Here is a 15,708-nt window from a genome sequence, read left to right on the forward strand (position 1 = left end):
CGATCGGCGAACGGACCCAGCGCGATGCAGCGCGGCGGCTCGCTGGCGGCAGGCGCCTGCGCGACCGGCGGTGCGACCGGCGCTGGCGCTGGCGTCGGGCTGGAGGTTGCTTCCGCAGCCGGCGCCTTGGCCGGCTCGGCTTGCGGCTTGGCCGGCGCGGCAGGGGCAGGAGTGGACGCCACGGCGGTCGCCGCTGCGGGGTCGCGCTCCACCAGTGCTGGCGCCGGTGCCTCCGATGATGCCTGCCCGGCCACCGCCGCATCGGTGCCACCGGGCACCCAGCGCAGTTCGGCCACGCCGGCCGGCCGCGGCGGCGGTGCAGGCTTTTGCGGCGCATCGCGCAGCAGCCACCAGCAGGCAACGCCAAGATTGAGGATGGCCAGGACGACGATCAGGGCACGGGTGAGCATGCGCGGATACTAGCCTGCGGGCTGGTGCACCGCCCAGCGGGCGAGGCCGTCCAGCACCAGCGAAGGGTGATAGTCGGCGCCGTCCAGCAGTGGCATCAGCGCGGGCGCGCCGCCACCGTGCACCAGCAGCGACGGCATCACACCCAGCAGTGCCTGCGCCTGCTGCGCACTGCGCTCGACCAGCGCCACCGCAGCACCATCGCAACCGGAGGCGAGTGCGTCGGCGGTGTCATTGGCAAACTCGCTGTAATCGCCGCCACTGGCGGGCAGCTGCACGGCGCGCGCATGCAGTGCTTCGCGCATGGTGGTGGGTGATGCGGCGATGCGGCCGCCGTGATGCTGGCCACGGGCATCGAGCAGGTCGATGGTGAGCGCCGTGCCCACGCCCACCACCAGCACCGGGCGCTGCGCCTTGGCGGCGGCCAGCAGGGCGAGGAAACGATCCACGCCGAACTTCTCAGGGCGCGCGTAGGCGATGCGCACGCCTGCGCATTCGGCGCTGGTGCGCACCACATGCACCTGGTCGAAGCGCCGCTGCAGCTGGTCCAGCATGGCACTGGTCAGCGAAGGTGCGGCCACGCTGGCGACGAACGCCGTCGCGCCGCTGGGCAGGCTGTGCGGCGGCTGCCCGGCCATGCCTTCGGCGCCATGCGCCCAGGCCTGTACGTCGCCCGCGCGATCCCCCTGCAACGGCGCGAACTTGAAGCGCGAATTGCCGAGGTCGAACAACCAGTCGCTCATGCCGCCCTCACCGTGACTTCGCCGGCATGCAGGCGGCGCTCGCAGCCGTCGATGCTCACGCGCAGCGCGCCGTCATCGGCCAGGCCCAGTGCGGTGCCGTGCTGCCACTGCCCCTCCAGCTCGACGCGCACCTCGCGGCCGGCCAGCATGTCGAAGGCGGCGTAGCGCGGCAGGAACGGGGCCAGCCCTTCGCGGTCGAATTCCTCCAGCGCCGGCAGCAGCCGTGCAAGCACGGCGGCGACGACGATGTTGCGGTCGACCGGCGCGCCGGCCAGTGTGTCCAGATCCACCCAGGGCTGGGTGATCTGCTCGGCGAACGAGGGCGGCATGTGCGTGTTGATGCCGATGCCGATCACTGCGCGGGCCGGACCGGCGTATTCGCCGCCGCCCTCGGCGAGCAGGCCGACCAGCTTGCGACGGCCATCGACGATCAGATCATTCGGCCACTTCAGCTGCGCCTGGGTGAAACCCAGATCGTGCAGCGCTTCGGCCACGGCGATACCGGCAACCAGGCTCAGCCCCGCCAGCCGGCCAAGGCCCCCGGAGAACAGGCGCAGCACCGACAGATAGACGTGGGCCGCCAGCGGCGAGGCCCAGGTGCGGCCGCGCCGCCCCCGCCCGCCGGTCTGGCGTTCGGCCAGCAGGACGCTGACCCCGCGCTGGGGCGCGCTGCACCGCAGCAATTCGGCATTGGTGGAATCCACCGTCCAGGCCACCTGCAGGTCATGCAGCAGGGACAGGGCATCGGCCGGCAGGGCGGCACGGATGGTCGCCGGGTCCAGCAGCTCGACCGGGCGGGTCAGGCCATAGCCTTCGCCGGCACGGCCCTCGATATCGACACCTGCGGCCCTAAGCCCTTGAATGCGCTTCCAAATTGCCGCCCGGGTCTGGCCCAGCTCACGGGCCAGGGCGTCGCCGGACAGGCGACCGGCAGCGAGTTTGGCCAGCAATTGGCGATCGTCCACGGCAGCTTCCACGAAGTCAGGACGGAATTATGCGGGAAAGCCGCCAGCGACGCCCGCCACGAGGCCGGCGGTGGGCTTCCAATCCGGTGCCGGGTTCGGGCTAGAATCGGGAACTCACCTTCCCTTAACGTGGATGTCGTCAATGCGCCGTTATGCCCATTGCCTGATCCTGCTGACGATGCCCTTCGCGGCGTCGGCCACAGCAGCACTGGATGACAGCCGCGGCGCCTGTGTGTCCTCCAACGGCGATGCCGCCTCGCAGCGCGCACCGACGGCATCGACCACCACGGCCAAGCCTGCTCCGGCACGCCCGGCGGCCAGCAGCGCGACCAGCACCGGCGGTGGCGGCAGCGATGAGGACATGCTGCAGCGGCTGCGCGCGCCGAAGTGGCACAGCTACCTGCCGGGAATGTTCCGCTGATCAAGTCGTTGCTGCAGTGGCTGCGGCCCGCACCGCGGCCGATCGAAGACGCATACTGGGATGAGGCCTGCCGCCGTGCGGCATGGCTGCAGGGGCTTTCCGACGAACGACGCGCCCGGCTGCGCACGCTGGCGGCGCGCTTCCTGCATGAGAAGACCATCACCCCGATCGGCAATCTGCAACTGCAGGCCGCCGACGGCGTGCTGCTGGCGGCCCTGTGCTGCCTGCCACTGCTCGAGTTCGGCGAGGTGGGGCTGCAGGGCTGGTCGCAGCTGATCGTGTACCCCGACGCATTCCGCGTGCATCGCAGCCACATGGATGCGGCGGGCGTGCTGCACGAATGGGACGACGAGCTGATCGGCGAATCGTGGGACAGCGGGCCGTTGATCCTGTCCTGGGCCGACGTGCAGGCCGATCTGGCCGCACCGCACGAGGGCTACTGCGTGGCCGTGCACGAGATGGTGCACAAGCTCGATGCGCTCGATGGCGCGATGGACGGCACGCCGCCGCTGCCGCGTGCGTGGCAGCGTGAGTGGGCTGCTGTCTTCCAGCAGTCCTACGATGCGTTCTGCGCGCAGGTGGATGCCGGCCAGGAGACGCTGATCGACCCGTATGCCGCCGAAGCACCGGAGGAGTTCTTCGCGGTCGCCAGCGAATACCACTTCTCCGCTCCGGACGTGCTGGCCGAAGCGCTGCCCGATGTTGCCGCACATCTGCGGCGCTTCTATGGTGAACCGCCGGCGCCGGGTGGCTGAGCCATGTCATCGGTTCGCCTGGCATGGCCCGGCGCTACCGTTTAGCCGTAGGTAGCGCCGGGCCCATGCCCGGCGGCGTGGATTACGGGCCCGGCGGCAGACGCACTTCGAAGCGGGCGCCTTCCAGTTCGCTGGAACGGCCAACCGCCAGTTCGCCGCGGTAATCCTTGATCAGGTCCTGCACGATCGACAGGCCGATGCCGTGGCCCTGCACGCGTTCGTCGCCACGTACACCACGCTGCAGCACCTTGCCGATATCGTCCGGCGCGATGCCGGGGCCGTCGTCGTCCACGGCCAGCAGCAGGCCGGCGCGGCGTGCATTCGGTGCCGGCAGGGGCTGCGCGGTCAGCAGGACACGGCGCTTGGCCCACTTGAAGGCGTTTTCCAGCAGATTGCCCAGCAGTTCCTGCAGGTCACCCGGCTCGCCATGGAAGCGCGCGGCCGGATCGATATCGAACTCGCACAGCACGCCCTTGGCCGCATAGACCTTTTCCAGGCCCCGCACGATCTCTTCGGCGTTGGACTCGATCGGCAACGGTGCGGAGAACAGCTTGTGGCCCGACGACGCAGCGCGCGCCAGCTGATAGGACACCAGGTTGTTCATGCGTTGCAGCTGCACGTCCAGCTCTTCGCGCAGCGCGCCATCACCGGCACCGCTGTCCATCTGCGTGCGCAGCACCGCGATCGGCGTTTTCAGGCTGTGCGCCAGATCCGCCAGGGTATTGCGCTGGCGTTCGAGGTTCTCGCGCTCACTTTCGATGAAGGCATTGATGCTGTCGGTCAGCGGTTCCAGCTCGCGCGGGTGGCGCTCGCTCATGCGCTCGGTTTCGCCGCGCTGCACCTTGGTCAGCTCGGTGATCACGCGACGCAGCGGACGCAGGCTCCACTGCAGGATGACCGTCTGCAGCAGCAGCAGGATCAGGCCGATGCCACCCAGGTAGAACCAGACACGGCTGCGGAACACCCGCAGCTGCGCACCGAGCGCGCGCGAGTCTTCCATCACGTAGATGGTGTACGGGAACTCGGTGGCGGGATCGGCGTCGGCGTCCCACACCAGGCCCAGGCCGTAGCGGTACACCGAGCCCTGGCTGCCGTCGATCTGGATCATCGGCAGCGGGCCTTCGAATACCTCCTGGCGTGGCGCAAGCAGGCCGCCACCGACGGTGGGCAGCATCGGGCCTTCGGCCGACATCGAATTGCCCTTGCCGTCCGGCATCACCACCTGCAGGTAGAGACCGCTGCCGGGCACGTCGAAGCGCGGGTCCGGTGGCTGCTCGCGGATGTACAGCGAACGGTCGCGGGTGAAGTCGATGCCGGCCGCATAGGCAGTGGCGTAGTTCTTCAGGCGCTCACGCAGGTTGGCCTTCGCCGTATCGGCGAAGGCGGCGTCGAGCGCGTAACCGGCCAGGGCCAGGAACGCGACCAGGCCCACGGACGCGGCGAACAGCTGGCGCGCCTGCAGGGAGCGCGGCCGCCAGCGTCGGAAGAACCACAGACGGCCGGACATCGTGCAATCGCCAGGGTGAGCCGGCTCAGCCCTCGTTGCGCGGGATCGCGAAACGGTAGCCGCGGCCGCGCACGGTCTCGATCGGCTTCAGGTCACCGTCCGGGTCCAGCTTCTTGCGCAGGCGGCCGATGAACACTTCCAGCACGTTCGAGTCGCGGTCGAAGTCCTGCTGGTAGATGTGCTCGGTGAGGTCGGCCTTGGAGACCAGTTCACCGGCATGCATCATCAGGTACTCCAGCACCTTGTACTCGTAGCTGGTCAGGTCGACATTGCTGCCGGAGACGCTGACCGTCTGCGCGGCGAGATCCAGTGCGACCGGGCCGCATTCCAGGGTCGGCTTGCTCCAGCCGGCGGCGCGGCGCAGCAACGCGTTGACGCGGGCCAGCAGCTCTTCGACGTGGAACGGCTTGACCAGGTAATCGTCGGCGCCCTGCTTCAGGCCCTCGACCTTGTCCTGCCAGCTCGACCGCGCGGTCAGGATCAGCACCGGGAACTTCTTGCCCTCGTCACGCAGCGCCTTGATCAGCTCCATGCCGGACATCTTGGGCAGGCCGAGGTCGATGATGCCGACGTCGAACGGGACTTCGCGCCCCATGTAGAGGCCTTCCTCGCCGTCCTGCGCAGCATCGACGGCAAAGCCTTCGCGCTTGAGCCGGGCTGCCAGGGTCTCACGCAGCGGGGCTTCGTCTTCGACCAGAAGGATACGCATGAACTCTCCCTAGTGTCCTGGGTGTGGCCCGGAGGCCAGTGGGGTACGGGTTGATAGCGACAACTATCCCTGTTCAGGGGTTATCGCCGCGTAGTGAAGACATATCCGACCGCGGCGTGCGCGGCTGTGAACGCGACGGAGCGGGATCGTCCATGTAGCGGACCCGGCCCCGGTCATCCATGTACTTGACCCGGTTGATGTCACGACCATCGAACGGCACCCGTTCGGCGCCCAGGATGTGGCCGCCGGTGGTGCGCTGCACGCGGCGCACGGCATCGGACAGCGAGCGCTCGTCGCCACGGCCACCCCGCTCGCTCCGCTCCATCATCTCCGCCCGGCCGTGTTCCGCACGCGGGGGCTGCTGTGCCATTGCCGACGACAGCGGCGCAGCCGCCAGCACCACGCAGGTGGCCAGGGCAATGCGGCAATGGAGGGGAGCGGAAGACATCGATGCGATCCTAGCCGAGCACGGCGATTCGTTCAAAAGTCGTAAATCCGGGAACCGGGTGCGGGACCCGGTCTTTACAATTCCTTTGCAAATTCTTGGTTTGGGGCGGTGAATCCGATCTGAACTTTTCCGGGCGAACCGCAGGTTTGTTCATCTAAGTGAACATTCGGGACGAATCGGCCGGCGTTGTCAAGTCAGGAATGTGACGGACGTCACGCAGCGGCACGGTCAGCGTCGCGCTCGGTCACGGCAAGGGCCTGTTCGACCAATGTCCAGTCGGCGCCTGGACGGTGCGCACCCTCGCTCAATACCTGGCGGAACGCGCGCCCACCGGGCTGCCCATGGAACAGGCCGAGCAGGTGACGGGTGATGTGCTTCAGGGCCATGCCCTCGCCCAGACGGGCCTCGACATACGGGCGCAGCGCGCGCAGCAGATCCGCGCGCGACCGCAGCGGCGTACCGGTGTGCAGCGCTTCCAGCTGATGCAGCAGATAGGGATCGTGGTACGCGGCCCGGCCCAGCATCACGCCATCGACATGGCCGGCCTGGGCCTGCACGGCTTCCATGCTGGCCAGGCCACCGTTGAGCACCACCGGCAGCGCGGGCCGCTCCTGCTTCAGGCGGTAGGCCCAGTCGTACTTCAGCGGCGGAACCTCACGGTTCTCCTTGGGCGACAGGCCCTTCAGCCAGGCATTGCGCGCGTGCACCACCACCATCGCTGCACCGGCAGCGACCTGGCGGTCGACGAAGCGGGCGAACGCCTCGTACTCGTTGTCCTCATCCACGCCCAGACGGCACTTCACCGTCACCGGGATGTCGACCGCATCGACCATCGCGGCCACGCATTCGGCCACCAGCACCGGCTCGCGCATCAGGCAGGCACCGAAGCGGCCCGCCTGCACGCGATCGGACGGGCAGCCGCAGTTGAGGTTGACCTCGTCGTAGCCCCAGTCCGCGGCGATGCGCGCGGCCTGCGCCAGCAGGGCCGGATCGCTGCCACCCAGCTGCAGGGCCAGCGGCTGTTCGCTGCGGTCGAAGCCGAGCAGGCGCTCGCGGTCACCATGGATGACCGCGTTGGCGTGCACCATCTCCGTGTACAGCCGCGCCCCGGGAGCCAGCACGCGATGGAACACGCGGCAATGGCGGTCCGTCCAGTCCATCATCGGGGCGACGGACAGGCGCAGGGAATCGGCGTAACGGGCGGTGGCGGACGTCATCGGGGCGTTGATCGTGGAGACCGGCATTGCCAGTGAGATCAATAGTTTACACCGGGTGGCTGAATGACGCCGGGGCGTCAGGCGGTGTGCGAAGCGCCGGTGCCCCATTGCTGGTGTGGCACGCGCCCGCCACGCCACCAAATACGAATGAGAAGTGATATCGTTTGAGCGCCGCATGACGATGTGCGGCGTGGATGTCCCAAGCAGACGGAACATGTAATGCAGCAACGCACCTATATCGAACTGGTCCTGGAGCTGTTCGCCTTCATCAGCCTGTGCATGGCGATGACGACCTCCGGCACCCCGGTGCTGGTTTTTGGTCTCACAACCATCCTGCTCACGGTATGGATACCCTTCCAACGGCGCGAGATTCATCGCTTCACCCGCGCCGTGTCGATTGCGCTGGTCATTGCGGCAGCAGCCAGGATCGTCATTCATTTCCTACCCAATCCATCCATCTAGGAATCGAATTCGAGGAGGCTGTTCCGATACGCAACTGCGGTGGCGTTGTTGCTCTGCGCGCAGGGAGCGCACGCGCAGGTGGAGCAGCAAGATACTCCGTGCGAAGGGTGTTCATACGCTCAGATGCAGGCGGCCGCGCTCCCGCCGCAGACAGGCCGGTTCCGGCAACCGTATACGATGCATTGCAGAGCCCGGCCAGGATGAACAACGCGATCGAGCAGTTGAATGCCTCCTGGCGCGCCCGCGGGTATGCGGCGCACATGACGTTCGTCAATTCGGTCAGGGGAAAGAACATCTCGCTGACTGCAGGCCGCCCGGTGACCACCCTGAACTTCGCCGATGGTTCCAGGATCAAGGCCTCCTACGACATCGAGATGAAAAGCTGGGCGCGTAATCCCGGCACCGGCCGCGACGTTCACGGCAACCCGGTTCCAGAGACCAAAGCAGACGCTGCCAAGGACGGCAAGCCGGTGGTGTACGAGTTCCCCGGTGGCATCACCAGTGACGCCTACATGGACTTCAGTCGCTACCTCTTCGACCTGGGCATGCGCCCCAATATCGGGCCGGGCGACAACCAGATGATCTGCACCAGCGAAGTGATGGACGCCGACATGCGGGTGGAAGTCAGGTGCGTGGGCCGCAGGCACTGATGCAACAACGCGGGTGACCGCCACTGCGGTCACCCAGGCACCCCCTGTCGAATCAACGGCAGATACCAGTGCATGCCCTGGCATCTGCCGAAGCGCTTATGGTCCCATTTTTCAGCGCAGATGGCGGCGATTGGTGAGTGCGAACTCAGTGCCCGCCGCCGCGCCCACCCACCTGCTCGATCAACGTCCGGCTGGCGGCATTGAGCCCCACCACCGTCACCTCTGCGCCATGCGCGGCCAGTTTTTCCTGCGCGCGCTCCAGCGCGGCCACGGCGGTCAGGTCCCACAGGTGGGCATCGCGCAGATCAATCTGCACCTTCGGTGCCACGTGCTGGTAATCAAACGCCGCGCCCAGCTGGCCGGCGGAAGCAAAGAACACCTGTCCGCGCACGCGGTAGACCTGCGTGTCGTCCGCCTCCTCGCGCTGCACCTCCAGCATGCGGCCCACCTTGCGCGCGAAGAACAGGGCCGACAGCAGCACACCGCTGAGCACGCCCTTGGCCAGGTCGTGGGTGGCCACGGTGACCACCACGGTCAGCAACATCACGGCCGAGGAACTGCGCGGGTGCGTGCGCAGGTCGCGCAGCGAGCGCCAGCTGAAGGTGCCGATGCTGACCATGATCATCACCGCCACCAGGGCGGCCATCGGGATCTGCCGCACCAGGTCGCTGCCGTACACCACCAGCACCAGCAGCAGCACGCCAGCCACCAGGCACGACAGGCGGCCACGGCCACCGGAGGTCACGTTGATGACCGACTGGCCGATCATCGCGCAGCCGGCCATGCCGCCGAGAAAGCCGGTTACCGTATTCGCCACGCCCTGGCCGATGCATTCGCGATTGCGCTCGCTGGGTGTCTCGGTGATGTCCTCGACGATCTGCAGGGTCATCATCGATTCGAGCAGGCCGACCACGGCCAGCGTGGCCGACACCGGCAGCAGGATGCGCAGCGTCTCCCAGCTGAGCGGGACATCAGGCAGCAGGAAATGCGGCAGGCTGTCGGGCAGCTGGCCCATGTCGCCAACACTGCGCACGTCGATACCGAAGCCGATCACCACCGCGGTGAGCAGCACGATGGCCACCAGCGGCGAGGGCACGGCGCGGGTGAGGCGCGGCAGCAGATAGATGATGGCCAGCGCCGCCGCGCACAGCACGTAGACCGTAGGGCCGCGGCCGATCAGTTCCGGCATCTGCGCCAGGAAGATCAGGATCGCCAGCGCATTGACGAAGCCGGTGATGACCGAGCGCGAGACGAAGCGCATCAGCGAGCCCAGTTTGAACACGCCTGCCAGCACCTGCAGCAAGCCGGCCAGGATGCTGGCGGCGAACAGGTACTGCAGGCCGTGATCCTTCACCAGGTCGACCATCACCAGCGCCATCGCGCCAGTGGCAGCAGAGATCATGCCGGGGCGGCCACCCGCGATGGCGGTGATGACGGCGATGGAGAAGGCGGCGTACAGGCCGACCTTGGGGTCGACGCCGGCAATGAGCGAGAAGGCGATGGCCTCGGGAATCAGGGCCAGGGCGACGACGATGCCGGACAACAGGTCGCCACGGACGTTGCCGAGCCATTGCTGGCGCAGGGGATAGGACGTTTGCATGGGAAAGCTCCGCGCGCAGGCGGGCGTGGCCGCATGGCGCTGCAGTGGAAAGACACGGGTTCCTGAGCCGGGCGGGCCGGCTGCCGATGTGCGGCAAGGGTCAGGGTGGCGTGATCACTGCAGGCGGGTGTCGGTACGTGGGAGGGGCGCAGTCTACGGGAAGCGGCTGCATGAAGGTAGCGCGGCCGGCCGCCAGACGCAGCGGAGCATGGCTCCGCTCTACAATCGGGTCATGGCTACCGATCGCCCCCACTTCTTCGACCCCACCACCGAACAGGGGGTGCTGCGCCTGTCGATTGCCGGTGCGTTGCTGCTGGCGCTGACTGCGGTGGTGTTCGGCCTGCTGGCCAATTCCTCGCTCATCATCTTCGATGGCATCTACGGGCTGATCGATGTGGTGATGACCTGGCTGTCGCTGCTGGTCGCGCGCCTGATCGCGCTGTCGACCAACACCGATGCGCTGCAGTCGCGCCTCAACCAGCGCTTCACCATGGGCTTCTGGCACCTGGAACCGATCGTGCTGGGCGTGAGCGGCACGCTGATGATCGGTGCGGCGCTGTATGCACTGGTCAATGCCGTGGACGCGCTGATGTCCGGCGGCCGCCACATCGCGCTGGGGCCGGCGATGATCTTCGCCGCGCTGTCGCTGCTGGCCGAGGCAGCGCTGGGCGTGTTCGTGCTGCGCGCCAACCGCCGCATCGGTTCGGAGTTCATCGCGCTGGACGCGAAAAACTGGATGATCGCGGCCAGCATGTCGGCCTGCTATCTGGTCGCCTTCCTGGGCGGCGCGCTGGTGCGTGGCACCGCGTGGGACTGGATCGGGCCGTACATCGATCCGGCCATCCTCGCCTTCGTCTGCGTACTGGTGATGATCGCGCCGCTGGGCACGGTACGGCGGGCATTGGCCGGCATCCTGCTGGTGACCCCGCCAGAGCTGCAGGCCCACGTGGACGCAGTGGCGCGCACGATCGTCGCCAGGCATGGCTTCGTCGAACACCGAAGCTATGTGGCGCAGGTGGGACGTGGCGAGCAGATCGAGCTGTTCTTCGTGGTCCCGGCCGATGATCCGCCGCGGCCCCTGCGGGAGTGGGACCAGCTGCGTGACGAGATCGGCGATGCACTGGGCGAAGCCTCGCCGGATCGCTGGCTGACCATCATGTTCACCACCGATCGGGAATGGACGATCTAGACAGGCAGGACGATCGATCAAATTTCTCGGACGGTCTGTCACCCATCGTCCTTGGAAAGCGGGCAAAGTAGGCTCCAACGCACTACCACCCACTGACCAGGAGCATCCCGATGTCCATCGAAAAGGTTCTGTACACCGCCCAGGCGACCTCCACCGGCGGCCGCGAAGGCCGTTCCGTCTCCTCCGACAACGTGCTCGACATTCAGCTGTCGACCCCGCGCGAGCTGGGCGGCGCGGGCGGCCCGGGCACCAATCCGGAGCAGCTGTTCGCCGCTGGCTACTCGGCCTGCTTCCTGGGCGCGCTGAAGTTCGTGGCCGGCCAAGCCAAGGTCGCGCTGCCGGCTGACACCACCGTGACCGGCAAGGTGGGCATCGGCCAGATCCCGACCGGCTTCGGCATCGAGGCCGAGCTGACCATCAACGTGCCGGGCGTGCCGCGCGAGCAGGTTGAGGCGCTTGTGCAGAAGGCGCACATCGTGTGTCCGTACTCGAATGCCACCCGCGGCAACATCGACGTGACGCTGATCGTCGCCTGACCGCAAAAAAATGGGCGGATACCGGTCGAAACCAGGCATCCGCCCATCCCACCCCGGGTGGGCCCCGGCACGCGGCCGGGGACGCATTCGCTTACTTCTCGCTGGTGATGAGCTGTACGACGCTGGAGAAATCCAGCTTGCCGCGCCCGGCCTGGTGATTCATCGAATACAGGTTGCGGGCCACTTCACCCAGCGGGATCGAGGCGCCGACACTCATCGCCGCTTCCACTGCCAGGCCCATGTCCTTGAGCATCAGGTCGCTGCCGAAGCCGCCGCTGTAGCCACGCGAGGCCGGCGCATTCTCCAGCACGCCCGGCCACGGATTGCACACTTCGGTGGCCCAGCTGCGGCCGGTGCTCACCGCCATCATCTGCGACAGCACCTTCGGGTCCAGACCGTGCGCCACACCCAGTGCGATGGCCTCGCCGGTGACGGCCATGATCACGCCCAGCGCCATGTTGTTGCACAGCTTGGCCACCTGGCCGGCACCACTGGCGCCAACGTGGAAGATGTTCCTGCCCATCGCCTGCAGCACCGGGCGCGCACGCTCCAGTGCATCCTCTTCACCACCAACGATGAAGGTGAGGGTGCCGGCCTGGGCACCGGCCGTGCCGCCGGAAACCGGTGCATCGATCATCTGCAGGCCGCGTGCGGCCGCCGCTTCGGACACCTTGCGGGCGCTGGCCGGAGCGATCGTGCTGCAGTCGATGACCAGCGCACCGGCCGGAATCGCGGCGAGGATGCCGTCATCGCCCAGGTACAGGCCTTCGACGTGGCGACTGGCCGGCAGCATCGAGATCACCACCTCGGCGTCGGCCAGGGTGTCACGTGCTGACGACGCGGCACCGGCACCGGCGTCGACGGCGGCCTGCACGGCGGCCGGCACCAGATCGAACACGCGCACGGTGTGGCCGTTCTTGACCAGATTGGCGGCCATCGGGCCACCCATGTTGCCCAACCCAATGAATGCAATGCGGCTCATGCCAGGCTCCTTTCAGCGGCAGGGGTACCCAGGTCGGCCAGCGGATGCGCGGCATCGGCCCAGGGCGAAGCGAAGAACGTATCGGCCCACAGGGCGCTGGCTTCGGCCAGCGTGGCCGGGTTCCACGCCGGCGTGCGGTCCTTGTCGATCAGCAGCGCACGGATGCCTTCGGCGAAATCGCCGTGGGCGGCGCAGTGCAGGGCGACGATGTATTCCAGGCGGTAGACCGCAGCCAGATCCTGGCCCGCGCTGCGGCGCTGCAGCTCGAACGCCAGCCGCGCCGAACCGGGCGCGCCGGCCGCGAGGGTCTTCTGGGCGGCCTGCAGCCAGGCATCGTCGGTCTGCAGGTGGGCGATGCCTTCGACGATGGCATCGAGGTCATCGCCGTCGCACAGTGCGTCGACCTTCGCCGCATTGGCCAGCAGCGGACCGGTCGCGGCATCGCTGGCGTACGATTGCAACAGGTGGCCCAGGCGCTCGTGGTTGCTCGCGGCGTCGCGCGACCAGGCCACCTGCAGCAGTGCATCGAACACATCGCTGCGGCGCGCTTCGGCCACGTGCACGTCGGCCAGGCCGGCATAGATCGCATCGCCCGGGTTGAGCAATGCACCGGTCAAGGCCAGGAACAAGCCACCCTTGCCCGGCACGCGCGGCAGCAGCCAGCTGCCACCCACGTCCGGGAACAGACCGACGGTGATCTCCGGGAACGCGAGCTTGGAGCGCTCGCTGACCACGCGGTGGCTGGCACCGGACATCAGGCCGATGCCCCCTCCCATGACGATGCCATGGCCCCAGCACAGGATCGGCTTGGCATAGGTGTGGATGAGGTAATCCACGCGGTACTCGACGTCGAAGAATTCAGCGGCGTAGTCGTTGTCGCGGATATCGCTGCGGCCGGCCTCGCGGAACGCACGCATGCTCTGGTACAGGCTGTGCAGGTCACCGCCGGCGCAGAACGCCTTTTCACCGGCGCCCTGCAGCACCACCATCGCGATGCCGTCGTCGTCGGCCCAGGCATTGAGCTGCTTCAGCAGCAGGTGCGCCATCGGCAGCGAGAAGCCATTGAGCGTGCGCGGCGCGTTCAGCGTGGCGATGCCGATGCGCGCGCCATTGCCGGCCACGCGCTCTTCGAACAGGACCGGCGCTTCGTCGGCGACCGTGGTCATGCGTTCTTCCACTGCGCGGCGCGCTTTTCCAGGAAGGCGTTCACGCCCTCGACCTGGTCGGCGGTATCGAACAGATCGACGAAGGCCTCGCGTTCGGCCACCAGCGCCGAGGCGTGGGTACCGGTGCGGGTGGACTGCACCAGCGTCTTGCAGGCCGCGATGCTGGTCGGGCTCTGCTTGCCGGCCTTTTTCGCCCATTCCAGCGCCAGCGCCTTGGACTCGCCCTTGCCGACCTTCTCCTCGGCCAGGCCGATGCGCAGCGCGGTCTCGGCATTGATGCGCTCGCCCAGCAGGATCATGCGCTTGGCCCAGCCCTCGCCCACCAGCCGTGGCAGGTTCTGGGTACCACCGGCGCACGGCAGCAGGCCGACGGTGGCCTCCGGCAGCGCGACCTGGGCGTGGTCTTCGATGATGCGCAGGTCGCAGGCCAGCGCGCATTCCAGCCCGCCGCCCATCGCATAGCCGTTGATTGCGGCGATCGACACGCCGCGGAAGCCGGACAGCGCCTCGAAGGCTTCGCCGAAGCGGCGTGCGGCCTCGCGCGCGGCGGCCTTGTCGCCGGAGGCGAACTGGTTCAGATCCGCGCCGGCGGAGAAGAACTTTTCGCCGTCACCGGTGATCACCAGCGCGTAGATGTCGCGGTCCGCATTGAGCGCAGCCACCAGGTCGCGCAGCGCGGACAGGCTGTGCACGGTCCAGGTATGCGCCGGCGGGTTGTGCAGGGTGACCACGGCGGTGTGGCCATCGGCCTCGACCTTCAGGCCCACGTGCTCCTGGGTACGCCAATCCTTCATCGCAGTTCCTCTTCGGTGTTGAGCAGGTGACGGGCAACGATCACCCGCATGATCTCGTTGGTGCCTTCCAGGATCTGGTGCACGCGGCAGTCACGCAGCAGGCGTTCGATCGGGTATTCGCGGATGTAGCCGTAGCCGCCGTGGATCTGCAGCGCTTCGTTGCAGACAGTGAAACCGGCATCGGTGGCGAAGCGCTTGGCCATTGCGCACCACACGTTGGCGTCGCTGGCGCCGGCATCGAGCTTGCGCGCGGCGGTATGCACCATCTGCCGGGCGGCCACCAGCTGGGTGACCATGTCGGCCAGCTTGAACTGCAGTGCCTGGAACTCGGCCAGCGCCTTGCCGAACTGGCGACGCTCGCCCATGTAGCGGCGTGCGGCATCCAGCGCGCCCTGCGCGGCACCCAGCGAACAGGCGGCGATGTTGATGCGGCCGCCATCGAGTCCCTTCATCGCCAGCTTGAAGCCACCGCCTTCCTCTCCCAGAAGGTGGCTGACCGGCACGCGGACGTTCTCGAAGGTGATGCCACGGGTGGGCTGGCTGTTCCAGCCCATCTTCTCTTCCTTGCGGCCGAAGCTGATGCCCGGCAGGTCCGACGGCACCGCAATGGCGCTGACGCCGCCGGCACCGGCACCGCCGGTGCGCGCCATCACCACCAGCAGTTCGGTGGCGCCGGCGCCGGAGATGAAGGCCTTGGCGCCGTTCAGCACGAAGTGGTCGCCATCGCGCACGGCGGTGGTTTTCAGCGAGGCCGCATCGGAACCGGCGCCTGGTTCGGTCAGGCAGTACGAGGCCAGCTTGATGCCCGCCGCCAGATCGTTGCCCCACGCATCGCGCAGTGCCGGCTGACCCCACTTGGACACCATCCACGAGGCCATGTTGTGGATGCTGATGTAGGCCGCGGTCGAGGGATCGACGCTGGCGAGCTCCTCGATGACGACGGCGGCGTCCAGCCGGCTCAGGCCGCTGCCGCCCACTTCCGGGTCCATGTACAGACCGCAGAAGCCCAGTTCACCGGCCTTGGCGATCGCCTCGCGCGGAAAGATGCCCTCCGCATCCCATCGCGCGGCGTGCGGCGCCAGTTCGGCCAGTGCGAAGTCACGGGCGGCCTCGCGGTAGGCCTGCTGCGCTTCTTCCAGTTCCGTCGTCATCGAGT

Annotated in this window: 17 protein-coding genes and 1 pseudogene; 6 read left to right on the forward strand and 12 right to left on the reverse strand. The window is 67.7% G+C overall.

The window, feature by feature from the left end; translation table 11 throughout:
• The 3 genes and pseudogenes from ACVOKU_RS17710 to birA all read right to left on the reverse strand — a co-directional run.
• A pseudogene (locus tag ACVOKU_RS17710) lies at nucleotides 1–410 on the reverse strand (SPOR domain-containing protein); the annotation flags it as partial.
• A 9-nt stretch (nucleotides 411–419) separates the two neighbouring features.
• Nucleotides 420–1,151 (reverse strand): type III pantothenate kinase, encoded by a 732-nt coding sequence (locus tag ACVOKU_RS17715; RefSeq protein ID WP_074902219.1) that lies wholly within the window; start codon nucleotides 1,149–1,151, stop codon nucleotides 420–422.
• Nucleotides 1,148–2,116 (reverse strand): bifunctional biotin--[acetyl-CoA-carboxylase] ligase/biotin operon repressor BirA, encoded by a 969-nt coding sequence (birA, locus tag ACVOKU_RS17720; RefSeq protein ID WP_053520153.1) that lies wholly within the window; start codon nucleotides 2,114–2,116, stop codon nucleotides 1,148–1,150. Before birA ends, ACVOKU_RS17715 begins: the two co-directional genes overlap by 4 nt.
• Nucleotides 2,117–2,258: 142 nt before the next feature.
• On the opposite strand from birA, the gene ACVOKU_RS17725 reads away from it, so the two are divergent.
• Complete coding sequence (locus tag ACVOKU_RS17725; RefSeq protein ID WP_053520154.1) at nucleotides 2,259–2,537, forward strand: hypothetical protein; 279 nt, start codon at nucleotides 2,259–2,261, stop codon at nucleotides 2,535–2,537.
• Nucleotides 2,504–3,292, forward strand: a complete 789-nt coding sequence (locus ACVOKU_RS17730) for a M90 family metallopeptidase (protein WP_481560519.1) — start codon at nucleotides 2,504–2,506, stop codon at nucleotides 3,290–3,292. Before ACVOKU_RS17725 ends, ACVOKU_RS17730 begins: the two co-directional genes overlap by 34 nt.
• Nucleotides 3,293–3,374: 82 nt before the next feature.
• Here ACVOKU_RS17730 and ACVOKU_RS17735 read toward each other — a convergent pair whose 3' ends face one another.
• The 4 genes from ACVOKU_RS17735 to dusA form a co-directional block, all read right to left on the reverse strand.
• Nucleotides 3,375–4,799 carry an ATP-binding protein gene (locus tag ACVOKU_RS17735; protein ID WP_065174201.1) on the reverse strand — a complete coding sequence of 475 codons (1,425 nt, stop codon included), beginning with the start codon at nucleotides 4,797–4,799 and terminating at the stop codon, nucleotides 3,375–3,377.
• Between the two features lie 25 nt (nucleotides 4,800–4,824).
• Nucleotides 4,825–5,508: a response regulator transcription factor gene (locus tag ACVOKU_RS17740; protein ID WP_481560520.1), complete on the reverse strand. Its 684-nt coding sequence runs from the start codon at nucleotides 5,506–5,508 to the stop codon at nucleotides 4,825–4,827.
• Between the two features lie 73 nt (nucleotides 5,509–5,581).
• A complete protein-coding gene (locus ACVOKU_RS17745; protein WP_053520383.1) occupies nucleotides 5,582–5,956 on the reverse strand; it encodes a hypothetical protein in 375 nt (124 codons plus the stop codon).
• A gap of 212 nt (nucleotides 5,957–6,168) precedes the next feature.
• Nucleotides 6,169–7,200, reverse strand: a complete 1,032-nt coding sequence (dusA, locus tag ACVOKU_RS17750; protein ID WP_481560521.1) for a tRNA dihydrouridine(20/20a) synthase DusA — start codon at nucleotides 7,198–7,200, stop codon at nucleotides 6,169–6,171.
• A 192-nt stretch (nucleotides 7,201–7,392) separates the two neighbouring features.
• Between dusA and ACVOKU_RS17755 the strand changes: the two genes are divergently transcribed.
• Complete coding sequence (locus ACVOKU_RS17755; protein ID WP_279942179.1) at nucleotides 7,393–7,635, forward strand: hypothetical protein; 243 nt, start codon at nucleotides 7,393–7,395, stop codon at nucleotides 7,633–7,635.
• A gap of 200 nt (nucleotides 7,636–7,835) precedes the next feature.
• Nucleotides 7,836–8,285, forward strand: a complete 450-nt coding sequence (locus tag ACVOKU_RS17760) for a hypothetical protein (protein ID WP_481560522.1) — start codon at nucleotides 7,836–7,838, stop codon at nucleotides 8,283–8,285.
• 145 nt (nucleotides 8,286–8,430) lie between these two features.
• On the opposite strand, the gene ACVOKU_RS17765 is transcribed toward ACVOKU_RS17760, so the two are convergent.
• Nucleotides 8,431–9,885, reverse strand: coding sequence for a SulP family inorganic anion transporter (locus tag ACVOKU_RS17765; RefSeq protein ID WP_481560523.1), 1,455 nt, complete (start codon nucleotides 9,883–9,885; stop codon nucleotides 8,431–8,433).
• A gap of 208 nt (nucleotides 9,886–10,093) precedes the next feature.
• Between ACVOKU_RS17765 and ACVOKU_RS17770 the strand changes: the two genes are divergently transcribed.
• Together ACVOKU_RS17770 and ACVOKU_RS17775 are read left to right on the forward strand one after the other, a co-directional pair.
• The gene (locus tag ACVOKU_RS17770) at nucleotides 10,094–11,074 is read left to right on the forward strand and encodes a cation diffusion facilitator family transporter (RefSeq protein WP_053520135.1); all 981 of its coding nucleotides are present in this window, start codon (nucleotides 10,094–10,096) and stop codon (nucleotides 11,072–11,074) included.
• A 110-nt stretch (nucleotides 11,075–11,184) separates the two neighbouring features.
• On the forward strand, nucleotides 11,185–11,610 hold the full coding sequence (locus tag ACVOKU_RS17775; RefSeq protein ID WP_049464150.1) for an organic hydroperoxide resistance protein: 426 nt from the start codon (nucleotides 11,185–11,187) through the stop codon (nucleotides 11,608–11,610).
• 91 nt (nucleotides 11,611–11,701) lie between these two features.
• On the opposite strand, the gene mmsB is transcribed toward ACVOKU_RS17775, so the two are convergent.
• From mmsB to ACVOKU_RS17795, 4 genes are read right to left on the reverse strand one after another with little or no spacing between them, the layout of a single operon-like run.
• Complete coding sequence (mmsB, locus tag ACVOKU_RS17780) at nucleotides 11,702–12,592, reverse strand: 3-hydroxyisobutyrate dehydrogenase (protein WP_065174196.1); 891 nt, start codon at nucleotides 12,590–12,592, stop codon at nucleotides 11,702–11,704.
• Complete coding sequence (locus tag ACVOKU_RS17785) at nucleotides 12,589–13,758, reverse strand: enoyl-CoA hydratase/isomerase family protein (protein ID WP_481560524.1); 1,170 nt, start codon at nucleotides 13,756–13,758, stop codon at nucleotides 12,589–12,591. The genes mmsB and ACVOKU_RS17785 overlap by 4 nt, the downstream gene beginning before the upstream one ends.
• On the reverse strand, nucleotides 13,755–14,552 hold the full coding sequence (locus ACVOKU_RS17790; protein WP_053520138.1) for an enoyl-CoA hydratase: 798 nt from the start codon (nucleotides 14,550–14,552) through the stop codon (nucleotides 13,755–13,757). The genes ACVOKU_RS17785 and ACVOKU_RS17790 overlap by 4 nt, the downstream gene beginning before the upstream one ends.
• Nucleotides 14,549–15,703: an acyl-CoA dehydrogenase family protein gene (locus ACVOKU_RS17795; RefSeq protein ID WP_440210885.1), complete on the reverse strand. Its 1,155-nt coding sequence runs from the start codon at nucleotides 15,701–15,703 to the stop codon at nucleotides 14,549–14,551. The genes ACVOKU_RS17790 and ACVOKU_RS17795 overlap by 4 nt, the downstream gene beginning before the upstream one ends.
• Nucleotides 15,704–15,708 lie beyond the last annotated feature (5 nt).

The organism is Stenotrophomonas sp. STEN147 (genome assembly GCF_056757995.1).

Bases quoted from the DNA above. Each gene is read 5' to 3' on its own strand.
- ACVOKU_RS17735 (WP_065174201.1), bottom strand. From the start codon at position 4,799: ATGTCCGGCCGTCTGTGGTTCTTCCGACGCTGGCGGCCGCGCTCCCTG.
- ACVOKU_RS17795 (WP_440210885.1), bottom strand. From the start codon at position 15,703: ATGACGACGGAACTGGAAGAAGCGCAGCAGGCCTACCGCGAGGCCGCC.
- ACVOKU_RS17740 (WP_481560520.1), bottom strand. From the start codon at position 5,508: ATGCGTATCCTTCTGGTCGAAGACGAAGCCCCGCTGCGTGAGACCCTG.
- ACVOKU_RS17725 (WP_053520154.1), top strand. From the start codon at position 2,259: ATGCGCCGTTATGCCCATTGCCTGATCCTGCTGACGATGCCCTTCGCG.
- ACVOKU_RS17715 (WP_074902219.1), bottom strand. From the start codon at position 1,151: ATGAGCGACTGGTTGTTCGACCTCGGCAATTCGCGCTTCAAGTTCGCG.
- ACVOKU_RS17755 (WP_279942179.1), top strand. From the start codon at position 7,393: ATGCAGCAACGCACCTATATCGAACTGGTCCTGGAGCTGTTCGCCTTC.
- ACVOKU_RS17770 (WP_053520135.1), top strand. From the start codon at position 10,094: ATGGCTCCGCTCTACAATCGGGTCATGGCTACCGATCGCCCCCACTTC.
- ACVOKU_RS17760 (WP_481560522.1), top strand. From the start codon at position 7,836: ATGAACAACGCGATCGAGCAGTTGAATGCCTCCTGGCGCGCCCGCGGG.
- ACVOKU_RS17765 (WP_481560523.1), bottom strand. From the start codon at position 9,885: ATGCAAACGTCCTATCCCCTGCGCCAGCAATGGCTCGGCAACGTCCGT.
- ACVOKU_RS17775 (WP_049464150.1), top strand. From the start codon at position 11,185: ATGTCCATCGAAAAGGTTCTGTACACCGCCCAGGCGACCTCCACCGGC.
- dusA (WP_481560521.1), bottom strand. From the start codon at position 7,200: ATGCCGGTCTCCACGATCAACGCCCCGATGACGTCCGCCACCGCCCGT.
- ACVOKU_RS17745 (WP_053520383.1), bottom strand. From the start codon at position 5,956: ATGTCTTCCGCTCCCCTCCATTGCCGCATTGCCCTGGCCACCTGCGTG.
- ACVOKU_RS17790 (WP_053520138.1), bottom strand. From the start codon at position 14,552: ATGAAGGATTGGCGTACCCAGGAGCACGTGGGCCTGAAGGTCGAGGCC.
- mmsB (WP_065174196.1), bottom strand. From the start codon at position 12,592: ATGAGCCGCATTGCATTCATTGGGTTGGGCAACATGGGTGGCCCGATG.
- ACVOKU_RS17785 (WP_481560524.1), bottom strand. From the start codon at position 13,758: ATGACCACGGTCGCCGACGAAGCGCCGGTCCTGTTCGAAGAGCGCGTG.